Here is a 24,316-nt window from a genome sequence, read left to right on the forward strand (position 1 = left end):
ACAAGTAAACGTTGAATAAGTTCAACGTTTTTTAATACATAAAAATAACCACTTGGTCATCATGAGCGACCACTTGGGCAGTAGCTATTGCTTTAACTGGGTAAAAGACTTTAATTAACTTAAAGAATATATTGAAATTAATTATTTGAAGGAGAACTCATGATTGCAAAATACTATTCAAAGCCTAAGCTAATCTTAATGTGTATCTTGGGGCTGGTTGCCAGCGCAGAAAATATCGTGATGGCATATATGACAGGAAGCTTGGTTAACATTGGTACAAAGGGCGAGCCACAAAAGCTGCCGCACTTTTTAGTAACAATTATTGTTCTTTTTGTAATTGTCTTTCTGGCGAAGCTGGGATATAACTATTTGAAAAATGACGCAATTAGACAAACCAACAGTACATTAAGAACCAAGGTCTTTAATGGGATGCTTCATGAAGAACGAGCAGAAAATTCGGCAGGGCTTGGCTTTTTAACAAGTGACTTTAAGCTGCTTGAGACTAACCGTTTTGGCGCTGAAATTAATATCGCGATGAGTGCCTGTATGTTGATACTATCCTTGAGTTACGCCGTTTACATTAATTGGCTGTTGACCATTTTATTCTTTGTTGGTTCAGTTATTCCGATGGTTGTAGTTAGTTTCTTTCAAAAGCCACTGCAAAAAGCGTCTGATCATTGGACAAGTGCCAATGAAGAATATGTTAATCAAACTAAGAACTTCTTGGCCGGTGCTGATTCTCTGCGGTTGTATCGGCAGCAACAAAATGGGGTAGCTAAAAATAAGCAGGTGGTTAATAAACTGGAAAAATCACTGGCCCAGATGAACTTGTTAAATGATAATTCACAGGCATTAGTTAATTTCGTTGCCGAAATTGGGACATTCTTACTACCAATTTTGGTGGGAATTTATTTAATAATTAAGGGTCAGACAACTTTGGGAGCATTATTTGCCGTTGTCCAATTGTCGAACTCATTTGTGAATCCGATTCTGACGATTATGCAAGAACGCAATCACTTTTCAACGACGAAGAATATCGTAGCTAAGATTAAACAATATTTAGCGCTTAATGAAGAACATGAACCTGAAGTCACTGATTTTAATCAAGAAGTTACTTTTTCAAAAATCAATTTAGTCAGGGAGCAAAAATTGGCTCAGGGAATTAATTTGGTAATTAAAAAGGGGCAAAAGATAGCAATTATTGGACCATCAGGCAGTGGCAAGTCAACTTTGTTCCAATTTATGTTGACTGGCAAGTTTGGTCAGGCTGACAAGATTACGGTTGACGGTCATGAATATCAAGTTGCGCAGCTGACAGATTTGTTTGCCTATGCCAGCCAAGCGCCGGTGATTTTTGCAGATAACTTATGGTTTAATCTGACTTTGGGCGCTAAGATTCCTTTAGACAAAGTAACCGCAGTCTGTTCAATGCTTGAATTAGACGAAATTGTTCAAGAAAAAGGTTTTGACTACCAATTGGGTGACAATGCCGATCAATTGTCGGGTGGGCAGCTCGCAAGAATTGAACTAGCACGGGCGATTTTAGCTGAGCGACCGATTTTATTGTTAGATGAAATTAATGCTTCACTGGATCGGGCAACTTCCAATAAAATCCACCAGTATTTACTTGATTCGGACTTGACTTTTGTTGAGGTTATCCATCATTATGAAAAAGACGAATTAAAACAATATGACCAGGTAATCGATTTTAGTGATTACCAATAAACTTGTGAGGGCACTTAATCATGGCAAAACTCTTCTTAGCATCAATGTTAAACAAGGTTTGTGACTTATTACCTAAATTTGCCGGCGATCTACACGGTAAGAGAGTCGCATACATTCCAACAGCCAGCAATGTTGAAAGGGGGCATCAGAAGATGGTGCGTTCAGAAACTAAATTGTTGGTAAATCATTTAGGGATGCAAGTTAATGTTTTGGATGTAGCGGCGGCTTCTACTGCGGCAATAAAAACTAGTTTGCAGGCTGCAGATGTGATTTATCTTTCTGGTGGGAATACCTTCTACTTGTTGCAGGAATTAAGAAGAACGGGTGCGAACCAGCTGCTTGTTAATGAAGTTAACGCGGGCAAATTATATATTGGTGAATCAGCTGGCGCGGCTATTGCAGCCCCAGATATTGGCTATCTTAGTTTAATGGACAGTACCAGGAAGGCGCCAGATTTACCAAATTATCAGGCACTAAAGTTAGTTGACTTTTATGTGTTGCCGCATTATTTGAGTTTTCCATTTAAGCGCAAGTCACAACAAATTTTTGCCGAGTATTCTACCAAGTTGCCATTAAAGACAATTAGTAATCATGGGGTAGTGATGGTTACTAACGACAGCATTTCAATTACTGAAAAATAAAAACGCGCTACTTATAAAGTAACGCGCTTTTTGCTTGCAATTAATTATTTAAAGGCTAAAGCACCCATTGGGTCCCAAGGTAATAATTGGATCGGGTTCTTACTGCCTTCATCAAAGGCATTTTTAAGGTCATCAGGCAAGAACTTCTTGTTGATAACAGCTTGGTAAACAAAGGAATCAAACCAAGAATCACTCATAACAAAGTAACCCTTAAAACCAGGCTTAACACCCCATGAATTTTCAATCTTCCACTTGGTTGGCTTGTCATTTACAAGATCAACACCGGTGATAACCATGGCGTGATCCATCATGCTTTCACCTGAATCAAGCATGTCGGCCTTGGACATTGAAAAATCAATATCAAACAATTCGTCGCGCTTGTAAATATTGGTGTCTAATAAGCCAAGTTGCCGATCAGAATCCTTACCAACATTGGAACCGAACCAGACAACTTCGCCGGCCTTTAATTGCTTGATGATTAATTCTTTCATTTCTGCAATCTTCAAGTTCAGGTGCCGAACTTGGCGACCACCGACAACATTGCCAAGATATTCAACAGAAAAGACCTTGTGATAAGGCTTGTCGCTTGTTGGTGCGTTAATAGTGGAAACATGGTCTTCGAGGTTCATGCCGACATATTTGTCAAAGAATTTCTTTGGTGTAATAGCAGCATCGCGATGATAATTACCATCATCATCTTTATATTCAAAGTCGAACTTGGTAGGTGGCACGCCGAGTGAAACAGTTAAAATTCGGAACACATCGTTTAACATTTCATTTTTACGTGCCTGAATTGCTTCTTCAGACTTGCCAGCATTAACCAAGTCGCGTAATTCCAATCCGTCTTTACGCAATAAGGTATTCAAGGTGTCGTTTAATGCGCTTGAATTCGTTGCATTGGCGGTTTCTGGATAAACGGTCTTAGGTACGATACCGTATTTTTGGATAAGACCACAAAGCATGTCCCATTGACCACCGTCTTGTTGAGGGGTAGCAAATAAAAATGCTACTTTGCGATCGCCAAGTGGTTGTTCAGCTGTGGCAATAACATTTTCAAAGAACCAGTTGGATTTTTCAAACTTGTCCCAAAAATTAGTAAAGTTTTGGGATAATTCAAAGTCCTTAACCTTGTATTCTTTTTGAAGTGGGTGGCGCATGGTGTTCAAAGCTGAGAACATCCAGCAGCGACCTGATTGCTTTTGGTCAGCTGGCTTACCCGTATCAATTTCAATTGAAAAAGTTGGATCAAGGTCAATTTTGGTTTGGGTATTTTGACTAGCCTTAAAAATTCCGTTTTCTTGTGCAGCATGACTGGCAATATTGATACCAGCGTGCTGAGCAAGGTCTTGGGTATAGTTTTTGATAGCATCGTTTGTGATTTCTTTTGTCATAAAATTAGCTCCTCCTTATTAATTTAGCTAACTCATATTTTAGCCTATAACAGCACTAACGTCTATTGACTGGATAGTAATTAATATATGTGAATGCTAAAAAATTATATAGATAGTCTAGTTAATTTGGCAATATTTTTTATTAAGAACTTGTCTAGGGATAGCTGATTTATGGTATCTTATGTGAAAAAGGTAATATATTGGTTAAATAAAAGGGAAGAGCAATGAATTATAATTTGATGCCGGTTAAGTATTTTGTAGATGTTGTTCAAACACATGGTTTTATCTCTGCTGCTAAAAGAAATTATGTTTCTGAAACGGCTGTGAGTTCAGCGATTAAAAAATTAGAAAACGAACTAGGACATAAGCTGCTTAACCGAACGGCAGGGGAATTTTCTTTAACACCAACAGGCAAACTTTTCTATGAACGGGCTGTTGAAATTATTAATTCATATAGTGAAATTTGGCATAATCCAGATGAACATCCTGAGAAATTACTGCGGATTCATTTTTTACAAGGACTAGAAAGTCACGCCGCACGGCTCGCTAATTACCTGCCTGATAAGTATGTAGTTAGTTTTGATGAGGAAGCATTTAACACAAGTATCAGCCGACTGCTTAAAAACAATTATGATATTTTAATTGGCTTTCAGCTTGAATTTGCGGGTAATAGCAAGGTGATTACCCTTCCACTAGAAACAGTTGATTTTGACTTGGTATTCAATTCTAAAAGTGTAAAAAAGTATGACCAAAACCTAAAGAATTTAGCTAAAAACTCCACCATTTATATGCAAGATTGGAAGTCAACTGGAATTTTAAATATCCAAACTGCAATGTTAGAAGCTTATGCTCAAGAAGGCTGGAGTTATAAGGAGGTAGCAGCCGTCAATGATTTTTCTGCTGCGTATTTGAATGTCAATTATAAAGGTGGATTGACAATGCTGCCTAGTACTTTTCATTCTGTCAAATATTGTGAAAATATTTACAGAATATCACCTGAATATTTGAAGAATAAATTCGAAATTGTTGTTGCAATCAGTGCCAGTAAACAAAAGGAATTAGCCCAACTGATAACCAAGGCAATAACTTTAAGTTATCAGCAGTAACTTAAATGTGTTAGCGGTTTCTTGTGATGTGATTTACAATTTATATTGTAATAAAGGTCACAAGAAAGGTGGAATTTGAATGGAAACTATTTCTACGAGAGTAGTGGTTGTAGGTTCTGGGTCATCTGGAATTTCTGCAAGTTTTGAACTTTATCAACGAAAGATTCCGTTTGTTCTGATTGAAAAGGGAAATAAAGTTGGTGGTGCTGGTAAGTTTGGCGCGCATGGCGTCTTTGCGATTAATTCTAGTCAGCAAAATAAGTTAGGCGTTAAGTATGATTATCGTGATGCCTTTCAAGGTTTAACAGATTACAATCATTTTTTTGTTAATGGTGAACTCTTAGCTAGATTTTTGAAAGAATCTGGAAAAAATATTGACCGGTTAACCGAAATGGGCTTACCGGTAACTGTTGAACAGAGTGAGCAAAAGGCCCACTTAAATGATCCGCTTGTTTATCATAAGTTTAATAATTTTGCGGAAAAAATCGCCAATTGGGACAAATTACCAGCAAAGTTTGAAGCTGCTGGAAATCAAGTGTTAATGGAAACTGAAGTTACTTCTCTTGACTACGATCATGGTCTAAAGGCTGTGATTGCTAAAGACAAAGCTGGTAAGCAAATTCGAATTGAAGCTAGCAAAGTTATTTTTGCTGATGGTGGCTATTGTGGCAATGATGAAATGCTGCAAGAACGTTATTCAGATACTGCTGACTTATTGAATTTAGGAGAACACAAGTCAACGGGGGTTGGAATTCGTCTATCACAAAAATTAGGTGCTGATTTGCGTCATAGTCCAGTTTTATTTGCTCATGGCTGCGCGCCAAGTATGCAGATTAATCCAATGAAGCGCGATAGCAGCGTCGAAACTTTAACCAATTTGCCGTTGTTGTGGTTAGATCAAACAGCTAATCGCTTTGTTAATGAAGACGTTGTTTACGACTTTGCCATGTGGGGCAATGCTGCACATAACGTTCATGGCAAATACTATGTTGTCTTAGACCAAGCGACACTTAATTACTTTAAGGATCATGAAGTTGAGTTAGAGGATACGTTTGAAAGACAATTCTGCGAGGTTGGCGAAGAACCACGAACTGCGGTTGGTCCACTGCCAAATATTCAACAAGACTTTGATAATGCTATTAAAACCGGTGAAGTTGTTAAAGCAAATACACTTAAAGAATTAGCACAAAAGCTGAATGTTCCAGTTGAAGCTTTGAAGAGAAGTCTAGCTTCTTATAATCAAGCTATTGAAGATAATCAAGATGATACTTTCTTAAAACCAGCTGATGAATTGCTGTTTGGAGTTCATGATGGTCCGTTTTATGCAATTATTGAACATTGTGCAATTCTAGGAACTTTGGACGGTGTCAATGTCAATCGTAATTGTGAACCAGTTAGAGAAGATGGTTCACCAATTAAAGATTTATATATTGTTGGTAACAATGTTAATGGACTGTATTCAGATGGTTATCCAAGCTATGAAGGAATTGCGAATGGTTTTGCCTTTGTTTCAGGCTGGATTGCCGCTAAAGAAGCAATTAAAAGTTTAAATTAGGAGGATACAAAAATGTTAAAAGATAAAGTTGCAATGGTTACGGGTGCTGCTCAAGGAATTGGTTACGCGATTAGTGAAGAATTTGCCATTCAAGGTGCCAATGTTGTATTGACAGACTATAATCCTAACGTTATCGACGCCGCAAAAGATTTGGATAAAAAGTATGACGGCAAGATTATCGGTTTAGTTTTGAATGTCATGAAAACTGACAGCATCGTAGATGGTTTAAATAAAATTATTGATACTTATGGCAAATTAGATTACGCAGTTAACAATGCTGGTGGTGGCGTGCTTAAGCCATTTGCTGAATTAACTGACGATGATTTTGATAAGACTATTAACCTTGATTTGCGCGGGACATTCCTATGTATGCGTGAAGAAATCAAAGTTTTCTTGAAGCAAGGTTATGGTTCAATTGTTAACGCCGGAGCCTTAGGCAGTATTTATAATCCAGGTGGAATGGGTGCCTATAATGCTGCCAAGAACGGTATTATGGGGATGACGCAAGCAGCAGCTGTTGATTACGCTGAAAATAATATCCGTGTCAATTGCGTTGCCCCAGGTTTAACTAAGACCCCATTAAACGATGGGGGCTTTCTTGAGAAGATTTTGCCGACAGTCCCAATGAAACGTTACGAAACAGCAGCTGAAGTTGCCAAAGTTTATGTCTTTGTTGCTAGCGAAGCAACCTTTATGACTGGCCAGACCATTCTCAGTGATGGTGGTGTTTCAGTTGGTTTGAAGTAGGAGGCAGACAATGTTTCCTAAAAAAGCCCATTATGACTTAGTAATTGTCGGTGGTGGCCTATCAGGCTTAGCTGCGGCAGTTAGTGCTGGCGAACAACATCTTGATACCTTAATAATCGAAAAAGGCCGCACGTTGGGCGGTGATGGTAATTATGTTGAAGGTGCGATGGGTGTAGATAGTTATTTGCAAAAGCAGGAAGGAATTACAATAGACCCTACTGAACTGTTGCAAGATGAGTTAAATTATTCACACTATGAAGCTAGTGCCCCACATTTAAAGAAATTTATTAACCAAAGCGGCGCAATCATTGATTGGCTGCATAAATTAGGTGTCGAATTTGTCAAAGTTGGTCCGCAAGGAAAGAGCTGGCCAACAATTCATACCTTTAATGGCGGTGGCAAAGCCGCAATTGCGACTTTGCTAACCAAAGTTAATGAATATGGTATTGAAATTGTCACCAGCATTGGTGCGCAAAAAGTTTTACAACATAATGGTCACGTTTCTGGATTAATCATTAAAAATGAAGCTACTGGTCAAGTCAGAGAATTATCAGTTAATGATATTATTCTTGCAACAGGTGGCTATATTGATAATCCAGAATTAGTTAAAAAGCGGACGCCGCTTAATGATCGTTTGTTATCTGTTAGTGATGGCAAGTCAACTGGTGATGGGCTGCAGCTAGCTTGGCAAGCAGGTGCCGAACATTATCAAATGGGCGCAATTCAATACGGTGGTGGCGCAATTCTTGATAAAACAAGACCACCATTTGTCCATATGGCTTCGCAGTTAGCGGCTGCTGCTACACAAGAAGCAATCTTGTGGGTTAATGAGCGTGGAGATCGTTTTGTCAATGAAGATGTTAATGACAATATGTGTCACGCTGGCAGCAGTATTTTAACGCAAGCGCGGACTTTTTCAATTCTTGATCAAGCAGCTGTGGATCACCTAACTAATGTCGGTTTATATAAGGAGTTAGGTAATTCACCGGTTTCACCAGAAAAATTAGCTAATTTAACTGATGAAATTACCTGCGATTTGAAAAATAATGAGAAATACTTAACTAAGGCTGATTCGATTGCCGAACTTGCGCAAAAGCTTAACTTACCTAATTTGGACGCCACTATTGAACGCTACAACAAGGTAGTAGAACAGGGTGAGGACAGTGATTTTGGTAAAGCTGCAGCTTATTTAACGCCGCTTAAAGAAGGACCATATTATGCTGTTGAACTTGGTGTTGGTATGGCATGTGCCCTTGGCGGCATCAGGGTTGATGACCAGAATGCAGTCTTAAATAGCTATGGTTATCCTCTTGACGGTCTGTATGCTGTCGGAAATGACTCTGCTGGCATGTTAGTTGGTGATACTTACGCCGTAACTTTGCCGGGAAGTACTGCTGGCTATGCCGCCTTTTCTGGTCGCAACGCTGTTTTGAATATTTGCAAAGAGAAGTGCTAACAAGTGAACGTTTCTAAACAATATGTTCTAAAAACACGAATCGGTGTTTTAGCAGTTAGTATGATTGGCATGGCTGCCTTAGCCATTACACCATCGTATGCGGCAATTGCGCAGCACTTTGCATTGAATAATACTAGCGTACAAATGCTGACCTCGCTGCCTAACCTGTTTATGATGGTGGCTGGACTGATAATTGGTAAGTTGACGGCTGGCAAGATTAATTTAAAAAGTTTAACTGTTGGTTCAATTTTATTTGTTGTAATTGGTGGCTTACTTCCATTATTTTTCCATGAAAGTTTCATTTTCTTGATAATCTGCTCCTGTTTAGTTGGTTTGGGCCAAGGAGCTTGTACTAATCTAACACAGGTTTTGATTTCACAAATTTTACCTAAAAAAGAACGGGAATCAACGATGGGCTTGTCCACCACGTTCATTAACATTGGTGGGGTTGTCTTTATTATGGGCGGCGGACAATTAGCTGCCGCAAGTAGTTGGGTTAACAATTATTGGATTTATCTCTTTTCACTGTTAATCCTGCTGGTTGTCATCATGCTATTGCCAATGCATCCTAAAGATGTGTCTGATGATAATCACCAGGCTAAAGAAGCAGGCAAAATCAAGTTAAACAAATACGTTTTCTATTGCGCATTATGGGCATTTTTAACAATGTTATTAAATAATGTCTTGAACAACAACATTTCCCTTTTTGTTGTTGAGCAAGGATTAGGAGCCACATCACAGGCTGCATTGACTTCGACAATTTCATTGATTGGCGGGATGCTCTGCGGGTTAATTGTGGGCATTCTTGGTAAGAAATTTAGATATTCGTCAATTGCACTGTCATTTTTACTTTATGGTATCTCCTATCTGCTGATTGGTTTTGTCCATTCATTAGTTGTCGTGTTTATCGGCAGCTTCTTGGTTGGGGCAGCTATGAGTATTGCAATGGGGCAATTTCCTTACTTAATTTCAATTGCGGTTGACGATAGCACTGTCTCAATGGCCTTAGGAATTTATGTTGCCATTTACTCAATTGGCGGTGTCATTAGTCCATTTGTTATCAATCCATTAACGGCAATGGTCAAAAACCTCGGCTTCAATGTCTTTTCCGTTAGTGGCATCTTAGCAATTGTAATTAGTTGTTGCTGTCTGTTAGTTAAGTTTCAAAAGAATTTAATCAAAAATTCCCTTAATTAAGTAAAATCATCTAATTAAAAAAATCTCGTAAGAATTGTACTTGCGAGATTTTTTCGTTTAATTGGATTGTTGCTAATTTGCAGCTGGCTTGTGGTACCAAACTTTATTAAATTCGGGATGCTTGCTAAAGTAAGCAATTATTAACGGATCAAGCGGCCAAATCGGTAGTTGCGATTCTTGAGCAATTTCCAAGGCAATAGACATTTGCTCTGCTAAAATTTGCTTACTGTCAGCAGCAGGATTAATGAAGAAATGGTTCATTACCCAGACGGTGCCATCTTGGCGCTCAACTTTATCCATTGTCCAGTGGCAAATAAGTATGTCGTCATCATCATAAATTTTGAAAAATTGGTGGGGATCATTAATGCTATACATGGGTGTGTCCTTTACAAAATAAATTTGGCTTTTTACGTATTTATTATAGAAGATTTTAATTAAAGTCCGCAATCTATTGTAAAATAGTTTTGCAGAGTTTAAAGGGAGTAAATAATGAATAAAACACGGGGCTTTGAGATTGTATCGAGTTATGAAAATAAAAATATTAATTTGCCGCGGCGGCAAACGATTGCTAGTGCGGGCTATGATATAGAAGCTGCTAAGGATATGATTATTCCAAGTATTTGGCGCTTAAATTTTGTCCGGATTTTTCGCTTAATTAGAAATGGTCATCACTTGTATGAACCTGATTACCAACTGGCAGAGCAGATTTTGCAGCCATTACTGATTCCAACAGGAATTAAGGCATACATGCCTGATGATGAGGTCCTGGTGCTGGCTAACCGGTCATCCAATACTTTTAAGCGTAATTTGAGTCTGCCAAATGGTATTGGGGTGATTGACTCGGATTATTACAATAACCCCAATAATGAAGGCGAAATTTTTGTGCAGGTAATTAATTACGGTGTGCGTCCATTGCAAATTCATAAAGGTGATCGGATTGGGCAGGGGATTTTTATGCAATACCTAAAGACTGACAACGATCTGCCTGTTAGCCGGCAGCGGACCAATGGCTTTGGTTCAACTAATGAGGAAGGAATCTAAATGGCAAAGATTAAGACTAAGTATAAATGCCGTTCGTGTGGTTATATCTCGGCCAGTTACTTAGGACGTTGTCCCAATTGTGGGGCATGGAACCAGTTTGAAAAGGAAACCGAGCAAGTGGCAGCGCGGTCGACTAAGGCTAGTCCAAGTAGATTAATTAAAAAAACGGGAGTTAATGAACCGGTCCGACTTGATAGTGTTAAAGCCGAAAAAGAAGAACGGATTCAAACCAAATCTGAAGAATTGAATCGCGTGCTTGGCGGCGGCATTGTTCCCGGCTCACTAGTTTTAATTGGTGGCGATCCGGGAATTGGTAAGTCGACATTAATGTTGCAGATTATGAGTGACCTAGCTAAAGATCACAAGGTGTTGTATGTGTCGGGGGAAGAATCGGCTAATCAGATTAAGCTGCGTGCTAATCGTTTGGGCTTAGGTGCCAGCAGTATGTTGCTTTTTCCAGAAACCGATATGGAAGACATTCGTCAGCAAATAGCAGATGTTCAGCCAGACTTTGTGGTTATTGATTCCATTCAGACAATGAATGAGCCCAGTCTGGATTCAATGACGGGTTCAGCTTCGCAGGTACGCGAGGTAACGAGTGAATTAATGAAAATTGCCAAAATGGATGCCATCACAGTCTTTGTGATTGGTCATGTGACTAAGGAAGGGGCAATTGCCGGACCCAAAATTTTGGAGCATATGGTTGATACTGTGCTTTATTTTGAAGGTGATGAGCATCATGCTTACCGCATTTTGCATTCTGTGAAAAATCGTTTTGGTGCGGCTAACGAAATCGGCATGTTTGAGATGGTCAATGAGGGACTGCAGGAAGTTACCAATCCGTCGGCAATCTTTCTAGATGAACGCCTGCCCAAGTCAACGGGCTCAGCAGTTGTCGTTTCGCTTGAAGGTACAAGGCCCTTATTAGCTGAAATCCAAGCATTAGTGACGCCAACGGCCTTTGGCTATGCTAAGAGAACAACGTCAGGGCTTGATTATAATCGTGCGGCCCTTTTGTTGGCAGTTCTGGAGAAGCGGGGCAACTTAATGCTGCAAAATCAAGATGTTTATTTAACGGCAACTGGCGGGATTCGCTTGAATGAACCTGCTGTTGACCTAGCCGTCGTGATGGCAATTGCGTCCAGTTATAAGAACCAAGAAATTTTGCCAACTGATTGCTTTGTTGGTGAAGTTGGTTTGACTGGTGAAGTGCGCCGAGTTAATAAAATTGAGGTTCGAATTAAAGAAGCTGCTAAGGTTGGTTTCAAACGAATTTTCATTCCTCGGCACAATATGCAGGCGAGTTTAAAGAATCTAGGGATTGAAGTGATTCCTGTTTCTAGTATTGCTCAGGCATTAAAACTGGTTTTAGGCTAGGAAAGATTGAACTTTTTTGCTATTACGGGTAAACTAAAATTGTTTGAATTTACTATTTTGAAAGAGGCATGAATTTTGGCAAAACAAAAAATTCGTGTAAGATATGCCCCAAGTCCAACGGGACACTTACACATTGGTAATGCACGGACCGCGCTGTTTAATTATTTATTTGCACGGCATACTAAGGGAACGCTAGTTTTACGAATTGAAGACACTGACTTGAAGCGTAATGTCGAAGGTGGTGCACGTTCCCAAATGGAGAACTTGCACTGGCTGGGCATTGACTGGGACGAAGGTCCTGATAAGGGCGGCGACTATGGCCCTTATCGTCAATCAGAACGTAAAGATATTTACAACAAGTACATCAAGCAGTTGATTGATGAAGGCAAGGCTTATTACTCATACAAGACTGAGGAAGAGCTGGAAGAACAACGTGAAGAACAACGAGCAATGGGTATTGCCCCTCATTATACTTACGAATATGAGGGAATGACTGCTGATGAAATTAAGCAGGCACAAGCCGATGCCGAAGCTAAGGGCTTAACGCCAGTTGTTCGGATTCATATTCCAGAAATGGTTACTTATGCTTGGGATGACATCGTTAAGGGTCACTTAAGCTTTGAATCCGATACAATCGGCGGCGACTTTGTTATTCAAAAGCGCGATGGGATGCCAACTTACAACTTTGCGGTTGTTATTGATGACCACTTGATGGAAATTACACACGTTCTGCGTGGGGATGACCATATTTCAAACACGCCTAAGCAATTGGCCGTTTACCAAGCTCTTGGTTGGGAACCACCGAAGTTTGGTCATATGACCTTGATTATCAGTGCTGATACGGGTAAGAAATTATCTAAACGTGATGAATCAGTATTGCAATTTATTGAACAATATCGTGACCTTGGCTACTTGCCAGATGCGATGTTCAACTTCATTACTTTGCTTGGCTGGTCACCCGGTGGTGAAAATGAAATCTTTAACCAACGTGAGTTGATTAAACAATTTGATCCAGAGCGGTTATCAAAATCCCCTGCTACCTTTGACCAAAAGAAGTTGGAATGGATTAACAACCAGTACATCAAGCAGGCTGACCGTGATACCTTGCTAGATCTTGCATTGAACAACTTGCAAGAAGCAGGTCTAGTTGAACAAGACCCAACACCAGAAAAGATGGAATGGGTTCGGCAACTAGTTAACATTTACTCAGTCCAAATGTCTTACACAAAGCAGATTGTTGATTTGGCTAAAATTTTCTTTGCTGCACCTAAAGATTTAAGTGACGAAGAAATTGATGAAATTCGCAAGGATGAAGCTCGTCCAGTAATTGAAGAATTTAAGAAGCAACTTAATTTAATTCCGCGCTTTACAGCACCACAAATTATGAATGCAGTGCAGGCAACACGTCGTGAAACTGGAATTAAAGGTAGACGCTTGTTTATGCCAATTCGGATTGCGACAACTAGATCAATGGTTGGTCCTGGAGTTGGCGAAGCCATGGAACTATTGGGCAAGGATAGAGTGCTTGAGCACCTTGATTTGACTTTGAAGCAAATGAGCGAAAACGGTCTGTAATTATTAATAATTAAAAAACTGACTTACTGTTGAAGTAGGTCAGTTTTTTTGCTGTTTAAGTATATATAAAACTATATTTATGAGCAAAAATAAATTTATATAATAAAATTTTATATTTTACTAGCTTTAATTTTAATAATTTAATATAATGTTAATAATACACTGAAGAAATGGGGTAAAGAAATGAACAAGCGTAAGCAAGCGAGCGATAAACTAGGGTTTATGGCGATCGTATTTTTAACAATTAACTTGATTATCGGGTCGGGAATCTTTTTGACACCCGGCACAGTAGTTAGACAGGTGGGCAGCAAGTCACTGCTCGTTTACCTATTAGCTGCAATTTTTGCAGCTGTATTGGCACTGCCATTTGCATCGGCATCAAAATATGTTAATAAATCCGGCTCCTCCTATGCTTACGCTAAAGCCGCATTTGGTAATAAATTTGGCTTTTATATTGGTGTTACCTGCTATTTTGCTAATGATGCCGTCTGGTGTACGAGTTCAGTCGGGATTGTTAAGGCAGTTATTGCAATTTTGGGTGGTAATCCCAATCGTTTTACGACAATTACTATTGGATTGTTGCTATTAATGCTGCTGGACTTAATTGTTAATCTGTTTGGTCAACGAATAACAAAATATGTTATGAATTTATCAACAATTTGTAAGACTTTATCGTTAGTTGTTTTAATTGTAGCCGGAGCGATTATTTTAATGACTGCCGGCAGCCACTATGATCTGAGTGCTGTTGACCGAATTCGCGAGGGTGGCAAGGCGATTGTTCCGACAGTGACAATCAGCACGTTTATGATGGCAGTTGTTTCAGCACTGTATGCCTTCTCAGGCTTTGAAGCGGTAGCTTCTGGTGCTGAGGATATGGAAGAACCTGAGAAAAACTTGCCACGGGCTATTCCACTAGCTGTGATTTTGATTGCTTTTATTTATATTGGTGTTTTGGCAGTGGCAATGCTGCTTAATCCAAGCGCGTTAATGAAAACAGATCAGGTTGTGGCGTTAGCAACAATTTTTGCTAATCCACTGTTAAACAATATCATTCTGGCTGGGGCAGTAATCTCAATGCTGGGCATTAATTTTGCTTATAGCTTTAGTGCACCGCGCTTTTTAGAAGCAATGGCACGCGAGCATCAATTATCAACGAAGTTGACTAAGAGAACCAAGCGCAACTTCCCAATTAGGACGTTTTTTATTTCAGCGGCAATCACAACCTTGATTCCAATGGCCTTTCAATATGATTTGACCAATTTGGTTACTTTGGGATCAATCGTCAGATTTTTGGAATTCGCGGTAGTACCGATTTCGGTTATTCAGTTCTATCGTGGTCGGACTAAAGAAAAAGTTTTGCCAGCCAATAAGAACTTTTTGACTGATGTTGTTGCGTCGGTCTTGTCCGTTATCATCGTGATTTTTATGTTAATTGAATATAACTGGCGGGTCCAATTCGGTACGATTGTGAATGGTCAAGTTGTGGGGATTAATTGGTATGCAATTTTAGCAGTTGCCTTTGGTTTTGTAATTTTGCCGCTATTGATGTATTTAATTTCTCGAAAAGAATGGCAAGAATTGGAATAGATATTTTGGATTGTTATTAACACACGATTTCGATATTTTATCGAGGTCGTGTGTTTTATTTATACGTGTTTAGTTATATGAAGAAGTTAGAAAAATGGTTTTTGACAAGTCAAATGGCGAAATTTGAGTGGGAATTTATTCCTTAAGCAATATAAGTTGCCAATTTGTATTTTTAAATTCTGTTCGCTAATATTTTTGTTGTCAAAACCTTGCTAGACCAGCATGCAAAGAAACTTTGCTTGAATTTCATTTAATAGTTAAGCAAAATTAATTATGTAATGGAGGAGCAAGCAATGAAATTTGGTGAACATTTAAAACAGGCACGGCTGGACAAAAATTTAACCCAAGAGCAAGTAGCGCAAGAATTTGCAATTACCAGACAGACACTTTCAAATTGGGAAAATGAAAAATCCTACCCTGATATCAATAGCTTGATTAAGTTAAGCGATTATTATCAGCTTTCACTTGATGAATTATTGAAGGAAGATACGGGAATGCGGGAAACGCTGCAGAAGCGAGAGGTCGTTAGTAATCTGAAGCAAGTTAAAAAGAAATTGATAATTGCTGTTATTGTGTTGGGCATAAGTATAGGGACAATGATTATTAAGAGTATGAATTCTATTATAGAAATTTTATCTTGGGTGGGTTACTTAATGCTTTGTTCTGCCATGATAGATATTAATAATTTTGATGAGTCACAATCCTTAGGTCTGGAATATGGCTGGCAAAAATTTTTAACTAGTAGAAAAGGTGGAACCATGTTTGTAATAGTATCAGCTTTACTTAGTGTGAGTTTCTTTTATATAGGTCAAGTTAGAAGTGGCGTTGCGTCAGCAGGATTAGGAGCTGGATTTTTAGTAGGAATTTGGATATATCGCCATCGTAAACATTAGACTATTGCTGAAGTGTTTGATGATGCAACAAGACCGAGTTGTTTGCTTAAAATAAGGTAATAAAAAAACGTATTATCTGATGAAGATAATATGTTTTTATGTTATTTTGCTGTTGTTCTATCGGGTATTGGTGACATCAGTAATTCCATTAGAGAACAATCTATTATGAACAAATCAAGACTAAAGTCTGAATAGTCGATGATTATACATAGTAATGACACTCCCAGTGTAAAAAGTTCACATTTTTGTTCAAATTTCTGATTTTTAGTCATATCGGCTTTTTTGATAGTTTTTCCAGCTGTTAGATGCTTGGAAAAAGATATGCCAAAGAATAAAAGACCAATTGCTAAGTAAATAATAGTAGTAATTAAATTAGCATTTGGGCGCTCAATACAATAATAAATTGCGGCAATGATTACTTGTAAAATTGCAATTAACCGCATTATTTGTTTTTTAGTTAATTTGTTTTCAAACATTAGGTACTTGCCTCATTTTTGATATTTATACTATATAATTTTAGTATTGATAAGAATATTATAGAATAAAATAATACAACTGGAGCAAAAAAATAATGTTATATTGTTAAATGAGAGTAGGAGTACCAACGATGTTTAAAAAAACGAAAAATGAATTTGATTTATTAAAGTTTTTGCAACACCAGCAATTGTCTAATGTCAATGAACAATCCATTATTGAGCAAGCGATTGTTAAGCTGCATCAGCGAGAGAACCCTTATTTAGTTAAAGCTGATGTGAAGTCTAGCTTGACTGAACTTGCACTTAAAAGGCAATTGTCTAAAGCAGGAGTTCAATTGCTCACCCAGTTGAGTAAGCCAAATATTAATGAAGATGTTGCGCGATTTTCGGCAACTTGGTTTTAATAAGTAATATAAAATGCTGCTTCAACTAGAAGCAGCATTCTTATTTGTTAAAAGTTAAGCTTGAGAAAAGCCTAACCACCAAATTCGACGATTAACAATAGGAAAAAGATACCTGCAGCCGAAAATAATTACTTCCAGGTTGCGTTGTTGATGTCAAAAGTAAAAAAGCGCGCGCAATATACAATTAGCATTGTGCTTGCTGTAAGAACAGCACTACTAATGGCTGCTTTAATTGAACTAGAAAAGAAATATTGCCAATATGTATCTAAACTATAAAGTCCAATTATTAGGACACTTATATCCAGTTGATATTTATGATAAAAATTCTTGATTGTTGTTTTCATAATCTAACTTCAAATGTGCAAAAGATACATACTGATAAGTCGCACAGCACCGCAAACTACAAGATAAAGTAGAGCCCAACCAGCCATCGCGAATAATTCGTTCCACTCGTTTTTATTAGGATCGATGTACTTTTCTACCCAGAAGCCGCCGACAATCATCACTATTGCAGATATCGCGTCAACTAAAAACATCTTAGGTGAGTGTCCTAAAGCCAAGCTAATGGTGTCAAAAATAAAATTAGTTATGGCATACAAAATTGTATATGAAACTATCTGATGCTTATGATAAAAATTTCCAATTGTAATTTTCATATCTATCACCCTCATATATTATGTATTATGAATACTTGATATTAATATTATAATCCATAATTAAAAGTCGGCCGCAAAAATTTAGTAATCTTTGGGGCTTTTTGAATTCATCGAAATATGGCAGGTAATTGTAACTGTTTGTACTTGAAGGTTAGCAAGTTAGCTTGATTCTGCTAAAATGAGAATAGCTATTTACAGAAAAGAGGCTGAGCCATGAAAATTTATAATACTTTGACAAAAAGAAAAGAAGAATTTAATCCGCTGGTTGAAGGACAAATCTCAATGTATGTCTGTGGACCGACGGTTTATAATTACATCCACATTGGTAATGCCCGCAGCGTGATTGCCTTTGATACAATTCGGCGTTACTTTGAATATCGCGGCTACAAGGTGAATTACGTCTCTAACTTTACGGATGTTGACGATAAAATGATTAACGAGGCGCGAACTGAAGGCATTACGGTGCCGAAATTAGCTGAGCGTTATATTAAGTTTTATCTTGAAGATACGGCAGCTTTAAACGTAGAACCGGCAACTAAGCACCCACGAGCAACTCACGAAATTCCTGAAATTATCGAATTTATTGAACAATTAATCAAAAATGGTTATGCTTATGAAGCTGCTGGTGATGTTTATTACCGGGCTAAGAAGTTCAAGCATTATGGTGAGTTAAGCAGTCAAAATATTGCCGAACTTGAAGAAGGTGCTTCTGAACATGTCAATGATGAGGAACAGCAGCGTAAGGAAGACCCAATTGACTTTGCCTTGTGGAAAAAGCAAAAGCAGCATGATGAAATTGCGTGGCAATCGCCATGGGGTTTAGGACGTCCAGGCTGGCATATTGAGTGTTCGGTGATGTCGACCAAGTATTTGGGCAAGACGATTGATATTCATGGTGGTGGTCAAGACTTGGAATTCCCGCACCATGAAAATGAAATTGCGCAGAGTGAAGCGGCTACTGGACAAAAGTTTGTCAATTATTGGATGCACAACGGCTTTGTGACCGTGGGTCAAACAGAAGAAAAGATGTCAAAATCTTTGCATAACTTTGTAACAGTGCATGACTTACTTAAGACAGTTAACCCGCAAGTGTTGCGTTTCTTCATGGCCAGCGTGCAGTATCGCAAGCAAATTAATTATTCACAGGAAAATCTGGAGCAAGCAGCAATTATTTTGCAAAGGTTTAAAAATACATTGACAAACATTGCTTATCGCTTAGAAGATGCTACTTCTAAAGCTGAATCGACACAGTTGCGGCAGGCTTTAGAAGAAACACAAACTAACTTTGTAGCTGCAATGGATGATGATTTTAATGTACAAAATGCATTAGCGGCGATTTATGACCTATTGCCAATAGTTAACGCCAATACTAACGCTGAACAAGTAGATAAGGATGCATTAGCGCACGCTAAGGAATTATTAGGTCAATGGCTCGGAATTTTTGGGATTGACACGGCAAAATTAATTCAGCAGACACAAGCAAGTGATGATGATGAAATCGCGGCATTAGTCAAAGCTCGTGACGAAGCCCGTAAAAACAAGGATTGGGCTAAGAGTGACCAATTACGAGATCAGTTAAAAGAACTGGGGATAACAATTCAAGATACCCCGCAGGGAACAAGGTGGACACGTGACTAAAATTAAAAAGTTAACAGAAGAAAAAGTTAACCCAGATACGCTTAGTGGGCAAACATTGGCATATCTGGGGGATGCTGTGTACGAATTATTTATTAGACGCCATTTAATAAAGGGCGGCATTGTGAAACCGCAAGTCTTGCAGCGTGAAGCAACACATTATGTTTCAGCGAAGGCACAAGCTGCATTGATTACTAAAATGCAGGATGAGCAGATGCTTACTGAGGATGAATTGGCAACTTTTCGGCGTGGTCGCAATGCTAAGACTCATACAAAGGCCAAAAATACGAGCTTAGCAACTTATCAGTTATCAACGGGCTTTGAGGCTGTTTGGGGCTATTTAGATTTATTAGGCAAAAAGGATCGTGTGCGTGAATTGACAACGTGGTGTATTCAGACGGTTGAGGAAGGCGGCATTGATAACTATGACTTCAATTGATAAAGATTTTGTTTTCGGTCGGCATGCAGGCGTTGATTTTTTAAAAACGCAGGATGCGGACCGGATTAACAAAGTATTTTTACAACAAGGTGTGCAGGATAGTTTCGCTAATGAGGTCTATGATTTAGCGAAAAAGAAGGGCATTGTTATTCAAACTGTCCCTAAAAACAAGCTGGATCGGTTAGTGCAGGGGAGTAATCACCAAGGGCTAGTATTGACTGTTGCCAGTTTTGAATATGCTGACCTTGAAACATTGCTTGATCAATTTGATGAGCAAGGCAAAGAACCATTTTTGTTAATGCTCGATTCAATTGAAGATCCGCATAATTTGGGCTCGATTTTGCGGTCAGCTGATGCAACTGGTGTTGATGCGATTATTATTCCTAAGCGTCACGCAACTGGCTTAACGTCTGTTGTTGCCAAGACTTCTACTGGGGCAATTGACTATGTGCCAGTTGCCCGCGTCAATAATCTTGTTCAAACCAGTCAATTGCTGAAAAAGCGCGGCTATTGGTTGTTTGGCACGGATATGAAGGGCACGGATTACCGACAATGGAATGCCAGAGGTAAGACAGTTCTAGTTATTGGTAATGAGGGTAAGGGCATTGCTCGACTTTTGAAAGAGCAAATGGATCAGATGCTCACTTTGCCAATGGTGGGACATGTTCAGTCACTTAATGCGAGTGTGGCAACAGGTGTTTTGCTTTATCAGATGTTAAACAGCCGCAATCCACTTAAATAAAGATAAAAACAGCCTATAATTACGGGCTGTTTTTTATGCTAGAAGTAATAATTTTTCTAAATTAACGCGCTTTCAACAGAAACCATTTTTTGTTTTTGTAGCTTTTAGCAAATAATTTTAACTGCTAAATTTGAACATAAGTTCGATATTTTGCAACTAAAAAAATCAGTATTCTTCCCTTAATTAGTTTTTTAAAAATTGCTATAAGGAGGAATACGATGCAATTGACAGAAGCATACGAACAAGAATTAATTGGGCAAGTTCAAGCAGGTAGTGATGATGCCTTGATCAAATTGTGTTATTTTTATCGACCTTTGATTAATAGTGTTAAGCAAAAATATTTTGTGCGCTGCTATGATAGTCAAGATTGGGATCAAGACGCACTAATTGTATGCTACCAGGCAGCTATGAGCTTTAAGCAGAGTAAAGGCAAATTTGGCAGTTATTTTAAGATTAGGCTTCATAATCATGCTAAGTCGTTATTGCGCTACGATATGGCTTATCGGCGGCGCGCATCTGCGCGAGCAACTTCACTTGAAGCGGCTACTGCAAAAGGTATTGAGCCATTGCAGCAGGAGACAATGCAACTTGCGGAAATTCCAATTAGTGAAAAATTCTCGGAATTATGCGCGCAATTATCAGACTTAGAGATTAAGGCCTTATTAATTGTTTTAGGTGTTTGGCATCAAGAAGAAGTATTGCAGAAGTTACAAATTGAGCAGGTAACTTTAGTGCGCGCACGTTCACGTTTAATGCAGAAAATGCGTAAGACACTGTTATAAGCAGGAATAATATTATATGGTTATGTAAAAATGCGGTATAATATTCTTTGTAGAATAAATTTTTAGGAGGTAATTAAGATGGCAGAAATTGAAAAAACTGCATTGTTAGATCGTCAGATGAAGGAAGTTTTTGATTGGAGTGATTCTGAAATTCCAGTTAGAGATGCCCTTTGGGATTATTTTATGGAAAAGAATGGTAGAGATACCATGAAGACAGAAGCAGATATGCTTCCATTCTTGAAAGATACTGACGAGAAAATCGAATCCTTCGTAAACGAAAATCTTAAGAAGTAAATCCGACTATTACAATGTTCTACGCCCGGTGGTTACGCATTAAGTTTGACCACTAAAAAGCAGCTGCTCGAATGAGTAGCTGCTCTTTGTTTGGAAATTAATTTTAAGTAGCGGCTATTTGTGCAATCGCACTTTTACTTATAATGAATAAATTTCTTGGCTAATATTAATTGCTCATGCAGTATTTTTTTGTTAGAATAAAAGAGTTTGGAAGTGAGATTATGGCAGTGAAAAAAGCATCTTTGGCCTGCAGCGTCTGCGGCTCGCGTAACTACTCAATCACGGCAAGTAAAAATCGCACTCAACGGCTTGAACTGAAAAAGTTTTGTAAGCATTGCGGTAAAATGACTGTGCACAAGGAAACGAGGTAGGAGTTTATGATTAAGTTTTTTAAGAGCGTTGTTCAAGAAATGAAGTTAGTTACTTGGCCAACTGCTAAACAAAATCGTCACGATACAGTAATTGTAATCGTAACTTCAATCCTGTTTGCGGCATATTTGGGTCTGCTTGACTTAGCATTTAGTAGTTTGACACAGATAGTGATGTAAATAGAAATAATTTTGGATCCGTGTTATAATGGATTTCAGTTAAAGGAACCTCGGTGGAGGTTTTTTTGTTTGCCAAAAATTAAAAGGAGATCATAAGTTAAATGGTTGAAACAACAAGAAAGCAATGGTACGTATTGCATACTTATTCAGGTTATGAAGACAAGGTTAAGTCTGATTTGTTATCACGTGCGCAAAGTATGGGGATGCAAGACTACATTTTTCGGGTAATGGTACCTGAACAAGAAAAAATTGAAACGGTTCATGATAAGAAAAAGGAAGTCGAAGAAAAGATTTTCCCTGGATACGTTTTAGTTGAAATGGTCATGACTGATGAAAGCTGGTTTGTTGTACGGAATACCCCAAACGTTACGGGCTTTGTTGGCTCTCACGGTGGTGGTTCTAAGCCGTCACCATTACTTGATGAAGAAGTTAACCGCTTATTGCGTCAGCAAGGTGAACCAGCTAAACGACCACAAATTGACTTTGAAGTTGGCGAAACAGTTACGATTATTGATGGTGCCTTTAATGGTGTTGAAGGTAAAATCACGGAAATTCAACCAGACAAGTACAAATTATTTGTTTCCGTTGATATGTTTGGTCGAGCAACTACCACTGAATTAGATTACGACCAAGTTAAAAAGATTGATTAAAGTAGGTTAGTATTGCAATTATCGGTAAACGATGATAAGATACTAAAGTACTTTTATTATTGTGGGAGGAGAAGTAGGTAACCTCTCCATTTTAACCACACACGGAATCAAGGAGGTTTTGACCGTGGCAAAGAAAGTTATTAACGTTGTCAAATTACAAATCCCAGCTGGTGCTGCAACACCCGCACCTCCAGTTGGTCCAGCTTTAGGTCAAGCAGGTATCAACATTGTTGGTTTTACTAAGGACTTCAATGCTAGAACTGCTGATCAAAAAGGCATGATTATTCCTGTAGTCATCACAGTATATGAAGATCGTTCATTCGAATTCATTACTAAGACTCCACCAGCTCCAGTATTATTGAAGCAAGCTGCTAAGATTGACAAGGCTTCTGGTGAACCTAATACCAAGAAAGTTGGTAAGGTAACTAAGGACCAAGTTAAGGAAATTGCTGAAACTAAGATGCAAGACCTTAACGCTGCTGATGTCGAAGCTGCTATGCGGATGATCGAAGGTACTGCTAGAAGCATGGGTATCGAAGTCGAAGACTAATCCTGTTATTTATAACATTTTAGGTGGGAGAGCCTGCTCGGGCTTGTTTGACCACATATTAAGGAGGAAATCACATGCCAAAGCATGGTAAAAAATATTTAGAAGCTGCTAAAAAAGTAGATTCAAAGAAATTATATTCAGTTGCTGAAGCAATGAAGTTAGTTAAAGAAACTTCATACGCAGGTTTTGATGCTTCAGTTGAAGTTTCATACAACTTGAGTGTTGACCCTAAGCAAGCTGATCAACAAATTCGTGGTTCACTTGTATTGCCTAACGGTACTGGTAAGACCCAAAAGGTTGTTGTTTTTGCTGAAGGTCCACAAGCTGAACAAGCTAAGGCTGCTGGTGCTGACGAAGTTGGTTCAGATGACTTAGTAGAAAAAGTTCAAAATGGTTACTTGGACTTCGACGTTGTTGTTGCTACACCAATGATGATGGCTAAGGTTGGACGTTTGGGTCGTGTACTTGGACCTAAAGGTTTAATGCCTAACCCTAAGACTGGTACTGTTACAATGGACATTGAAAAGGCCGTTAAGAACGTTAAAGCTGGTCAAGTTGAATACCGTGTTGACCGTCAAGCTGCTATTCATACAGCTATTGGTAAGGTTTCATTTACTGACGAACAATTGGTAGAAAACTTTGATGCTTTACGTGACGTTATCTTGCGTGCACGTCCAGCAGCAGCCAAGGGTCAATACATTAAGAGTGTTGCTGTTGCAGCAACCTTTGGCCCAGGGATCAAGCTTGATCCATTAAACTTGGACTAATTTAAAATAGATTAATCAATTAAAAGCAACTTACATTCCTGTAAGTTGCTTTTTTTGTATATATTAAAGAGGTTATAATTTG

Annotated in this window: 28 protein-coding genes; 24 read left to right on the plus strand and 4 right to left on the minus strand. The window is 38.5% G+C overall.

Features of this window, described 5'->3' with window-relative positions; all coding sequences use genetic code 11:
- Nucleotides 1–159 precede the first annotated feature (159 nt).
- The gene (locus tag PT281_RS05230) at nt 160–1,725 is read left to right on the plus strand and encodes an ABC transporter ATP-binding protein (RefSeq protein ID WP_277152642.1); all 1,566 of its coding nucleotides are present in this window, start codon (nt 160–162) and stop codon (nt 1,723–1,725) included.
- Between the two features lie 20 nt (nt 1,726–1,745).
- Nucleotides 1,746–2,366 (plus strand): Type 1 glutamine amidotransferase-like domain-containing protein, encoded by a 621-nt coding sequence (locus tag PT281_RS05235; RefSeq protein ID WP_277152644.1) that lies wholly within the window; start codon nt 1,746–1,748, stop codon nt 2,364–2,366.
- A 44-nt stretch (nt 2,367–2,410) separates the two neighbouring features.
- Here the strand turns inward: PT281_RS05235 and pepC are convergent, their stop codons facing one another.
- Complete coding sequence (gene pepC / locus PT281_RS05240) at nt 2,411–3,757, minus strand: aminopeptidase C (protein ID WP_277152646.1); 1,347 nt, start codon at nt 3,755–3,757, stop codon at nt 2,411–2,413.
- Nucleotides 3,758–3,981: 224 nt separating this feature from the next.
- Here pepC and PT281_RS05245 point away from each other — a divergent pair, with 224 nt between their 5' ends.
- The 5 genes from PT281_RS05245 (at nt 3,982) to PT281_RS05265 (ending at nt 9,818) form a co-directional block, all read left to right on the plus strand.
- Nucleotides 3,982–4,863 (plus strand): LysR family transcriptional regulator, encoded by an 882-nt coding sequence (locus tag PT281_RS05245; protein WP_277152648.1) that lies wholly within the window; start codon nt 3,982–3,984, stop codon nt 4,861–4,863.
- Nucleotides 4,864–4,942: 79 nt separating this feature from the next.
- A complete protein-coding gene (locus tag PT281_RS05250) occupies nt 4,943–6,418 on the plus strand; it encodes an FAD-binding protein (protein WP_277152650.1) in 1,476 nt (491 codons plus the stop codon).
- 12 nt (nt 6,419–6,430) lie between these two features.
- Complete coding sequence (locus PT281_RS05255; protein WP_277152652.1) at nt 6,431–7,165, plus strand: SDR family NAD(P)-dependent oxidoreductase; 735 nt, start codon at nt 6,431–6,433, stop codon at nt 7,163–7,165.
- A 10-nt stretch (nt 7,166–7,175) separates the two neighbouring features.
- Entirely contained in the window at nt 7,176–8,621 is a 1,446-nt protein-coding gene (locus tag PT281_RS05260; RefSeq protein WP_277152654.1) for an FAD-binding protein, read from the plus strand.
- A gap of 3 nt (nt 8,622–8,624) precedes the next feature.
- Nucleotides 8,625–9,818, plus strand: a complete 1,194-nt coding sequence (locus PT281_RS05265; RefSeq protein WP_277152656.1) for an MFS transporter — start codon at nt 8,625–8,627, stop codon at nt 9,816–9,818.
- Between the two features lie 72 nt (nt 9,819–9,890).
- Here PT281_RS05265 and PT281_RS05270 read toward each other — a convergent pair whose 3' ends face one another.
- Nucleotides 9,891–10,193 carry a hypothetical protein gene (locus PT281_RS05270; RefSeq protein ID WP_277152658.1) on the minus strand — a complete coding sequence of 101 codons (303 nt, stop codon included), beginning with the start codon at nt 10,191–10,193 and terminating at the stop codon, nt 9,891–9,893.
- A 114-nt stretch (nt 10,194–10,307) separates the two neighbouring features.
- On the opposite strand from PT281_RS05270, the gene PT281_RS05275 reads away from it, so the two are divergent.
- The 5 genes from PT281_RS05275 (at nt 10,308) to PT281_RS05295 (ending at nt 16,291) form a co-directional block, all read left to right on the plus strand.
- Nucleotides 10,308–10,859 carry a dUTP diphosphatase gene (locus PT281_RS05275; RefSeq protein WP_277152660.1) on the plus strand — a complete coding sequence of 184 codons (552 nt, stop codon included), beginning with the start codon at nt 10,308–10,310 and terminating at the stop codon, nt 10,857–10,859.
- Complete coding sequence (gene radA / locus PT281_RS05280; protein WP_277152662.1) at nt 10,860–12,236, plus strand: DNA repair protein RadA; 1,377 nt, start codon at nt 10,860–10,862, stop codon at nt 12,234–12,236.
- 75 nt (nt 12,237–12,311) lie between these two features.
- Complete coding sequence (gene gltX / locus PT281_RS05285; RefSeq protein ID WP_277140670.1) at nt 12,312–13,811, plus strand: glutamate--tRNA ligase; 1,500 nt, start codon at nt 12,312–12,314, stop codon at nt 13,809–13,811.
- A gap of 183 nt (nt 13,812–13,994) precedes the next feature.
- Nucleotides 13,995–15,398, plus strand: coding sequence for an APC family permease (locus tag PT281_RS05290; RefSeq protein WP_277140669.1), 1,404 nt, complete (start codon nt 13,995–13,997; stop codon nt 15,396–15,398).
- A gap of 293 nt (nt 15,399–15,691) precedes the next feature.
- Nucleotides 15,692–16,291, plus strand: coding sequence for a helix-turn-helix transcriptional regulator (locus tag PT281_RS05295; protein ID WP_277152663.1), 600 nt, complete (start codon nt 15,692–15,694; stop codon nt 16,289–16,291).
- 101 nt (nt 16,292–16,392) lie between these two features.
- Here PT281_RS05295 and PT281_RS05300 read toward each other — a convergent pair whose 3' ends face one another.
- Nucleotides 16,393–16,767, minus strand: a complete 375-nt coding sequence (locus PT281_RS05300) for a hypothetical protein (protein WP_277152665.1) — start codon at nt 16,765–16,767, stop codon at nt 16,393–16,395.
- A 131-nt stretch (nt 16,768–16,898) separates the two neighbouring features.
- Here PT281_RS05300 and PT281_RS05305 point away from each other — a divergent pair, with 131 nt between their 5' ends.
- A complete protein-coding gene (locus tag PT281_RS05305) occupies nt 16,899–17,171 on the plus strand; it encodes a hypothetical protein (RefSeq protein ID WP_277152667.1) in 273 nt (90 codons plus the stop codon).
- 150 nt (nt 17,172–17,321) lie between these two features.
- The gene (locus PT281_RS05310; protein WP_277152668.1) at nt 17,322–17,447 is read left to right on the plus strand and encodes a hypothetical protein; all 126 of its coding nucleotides are present in this window, start codon (nt 17,322–17,324) and stop codon (nt 17,445–17,447) included.
- A gap of 77 nt (nt 17,448–17,524) precedes the next feature.
- Here PT281_RS05310 and PT281_RS05315 read toward each other — a convergent pair whose 3' ends face one another.
- Complete coding sequence (locus PT281_RS05315) at nt 17,525–17,827, minus strand: hypothetical protein (RefSeq protein ID WP_277152670.1); 303 nt, start codon at nt 17,825–17,827, stop codon at nt 17,525–17,527.
- A 213-nt stretch (nt 17,828–18,040) separates the two neighbouring features.
- Here PT281_RS05315 and cysS point away from each other — a divergent pair, with 213 nt between their 5' ends.
- The 10 genes from cysS to rplA all read left to right on the plus strand — a co-directional run bounded on the left by cysS (nt 18,041) and on the right by rplA (nt 24,234).
- Nucleotides 18,041–19,465 carry a cysteine--tRNA ligase gene (gene cysS, locus PT281_RS05320; protein ID WP_277152672.1) on the plus strand — a complete coding sequence of 475 codons (1,425 nt, stop codon included), beginning with the start codon at nt 18,041–18,043 and terminating at the stop codon, nt 19,463–19,465.
- The gene (locus PT281_RS05325; protein WP_277152674.1) at nt 19,458–19,901 is read left to right on the plus strand and encodes a ribonuclease III domain-containing protein; all 444 of its coding nucleotides are present in this window, start codon (nt 19,458–19,460) and stop codon (nt 19,899–19,901) included. Before cysS ends, PT281_RS05325 begins: the two co-directional genes overlap by 8 nt.
- Nucleotides 19,888–20,643, plus strand: coding sequence for a 23S rRNA (guanosine(2251)-2'-O)-methyltransferase RlmB (gene rlmB / locus PT281_RS05330; protein ID WP_277152676.1), 756 nt, complete (start codon nt 19,888–19,890; stop codon nt 20,641–20,643). Before PT281_RS05325 ends, rlmB begins: the two co-directional genes overlap by 14 nt.
- A gap of 218 nt (nt 20,644–20,861) precedes the next feature.
- Nucleotides 20,862–21,425, plus strand: coding sequence for a sigma-70 family RNA polymerase sigma factor (locus PT281_RS05335; RefSeq protein WP_277152678.1), 564 nt, complete (start codon nt 20,862–20,864; stop codon nt 21,423–21,425).
- 78 nt (nt 21,426–21,503) lie between these two features.
- A complete protein-coding gene (locus PT281_RS05340; RefSeq protein ID WP_277130641.1) occupies nt 21,504–21,719 on the plus strand; it encodes a hypothetical protein in 216 nt (71 codons plus the stop codon).
- A gap of 221 nt (nt 21,720–21,940) precedes the next feature.
- On the plus strand, nt 21,941–22,090 hold the full coding sequence (rpmG, locus tag PT281_RS05345) for a 50S ribosomal protein L33 (RefSeq protein ID WP_277130642.1): 150 nt from the start codon (nt 21,941–21,943) through the stop codon (nt 22,088–22,090).
- Nucleotides 22,091–22,096: 6 nt separating this feature from the next.
- Nucleotides 22,097–22,267, plus strand: coding sequence for a preprotein translocase subunit SecE (gene secE, locus PT281_RS05350; protein ID WP_277152680.1), 171 nt, complete (start codon nt 22,097–22,099; stop codon nt 22,265–22,267).
- Between the two features lie 101 nt (nt 22,268–22,368).
- Entirely contained in the window at nt 22,369–22,917 is a 549-nt protein-coding gene (gene nusG, locus PT281_RS05355; RefSeq protein ID WP_277140661.1) for a transcription termination/antitermination protein NusG, read from the plus strand.
- Between the two features lie 124 nt (nt 22,918–23,041).
- Complete coding sequence (gene rplK / locus PT281_RS05360; protein ID WP_277130645.1) at nt 23,042–23,467, plus strand: 50S ribosomal protein L11; 426 nt, start codon at nt 23,042–23,044, stop codon at nt 23,465–23,467.
- 74 nt (nt 23,468–23,541) lie between these two features.
- Nucleotides 23,542–24,234 carry a 50S ribosomal protein L1 gene (gene rplA, locus PT281_RS05365; protein ID WP_277130646.1) on the plus strand — a complete coding sequence of 231 codons (693 nt, stop codon included), beginning with the start codon at nt 23,542–23,544 and terminating at the stop codon, nt 24,232–24,234.
- The last annotated feature ends 82 nt before the right edge of the window (nt 24,235–24,316 follow it).

This window comes from Lactobacillus sp. ESL0701 (assembly GCF_029433445.1).
Taxonomy (GTDB): Bacteria; Bacillota; Bacilli; order Lactobacillales; family Lactobacillaceae; genus Lactobacillus.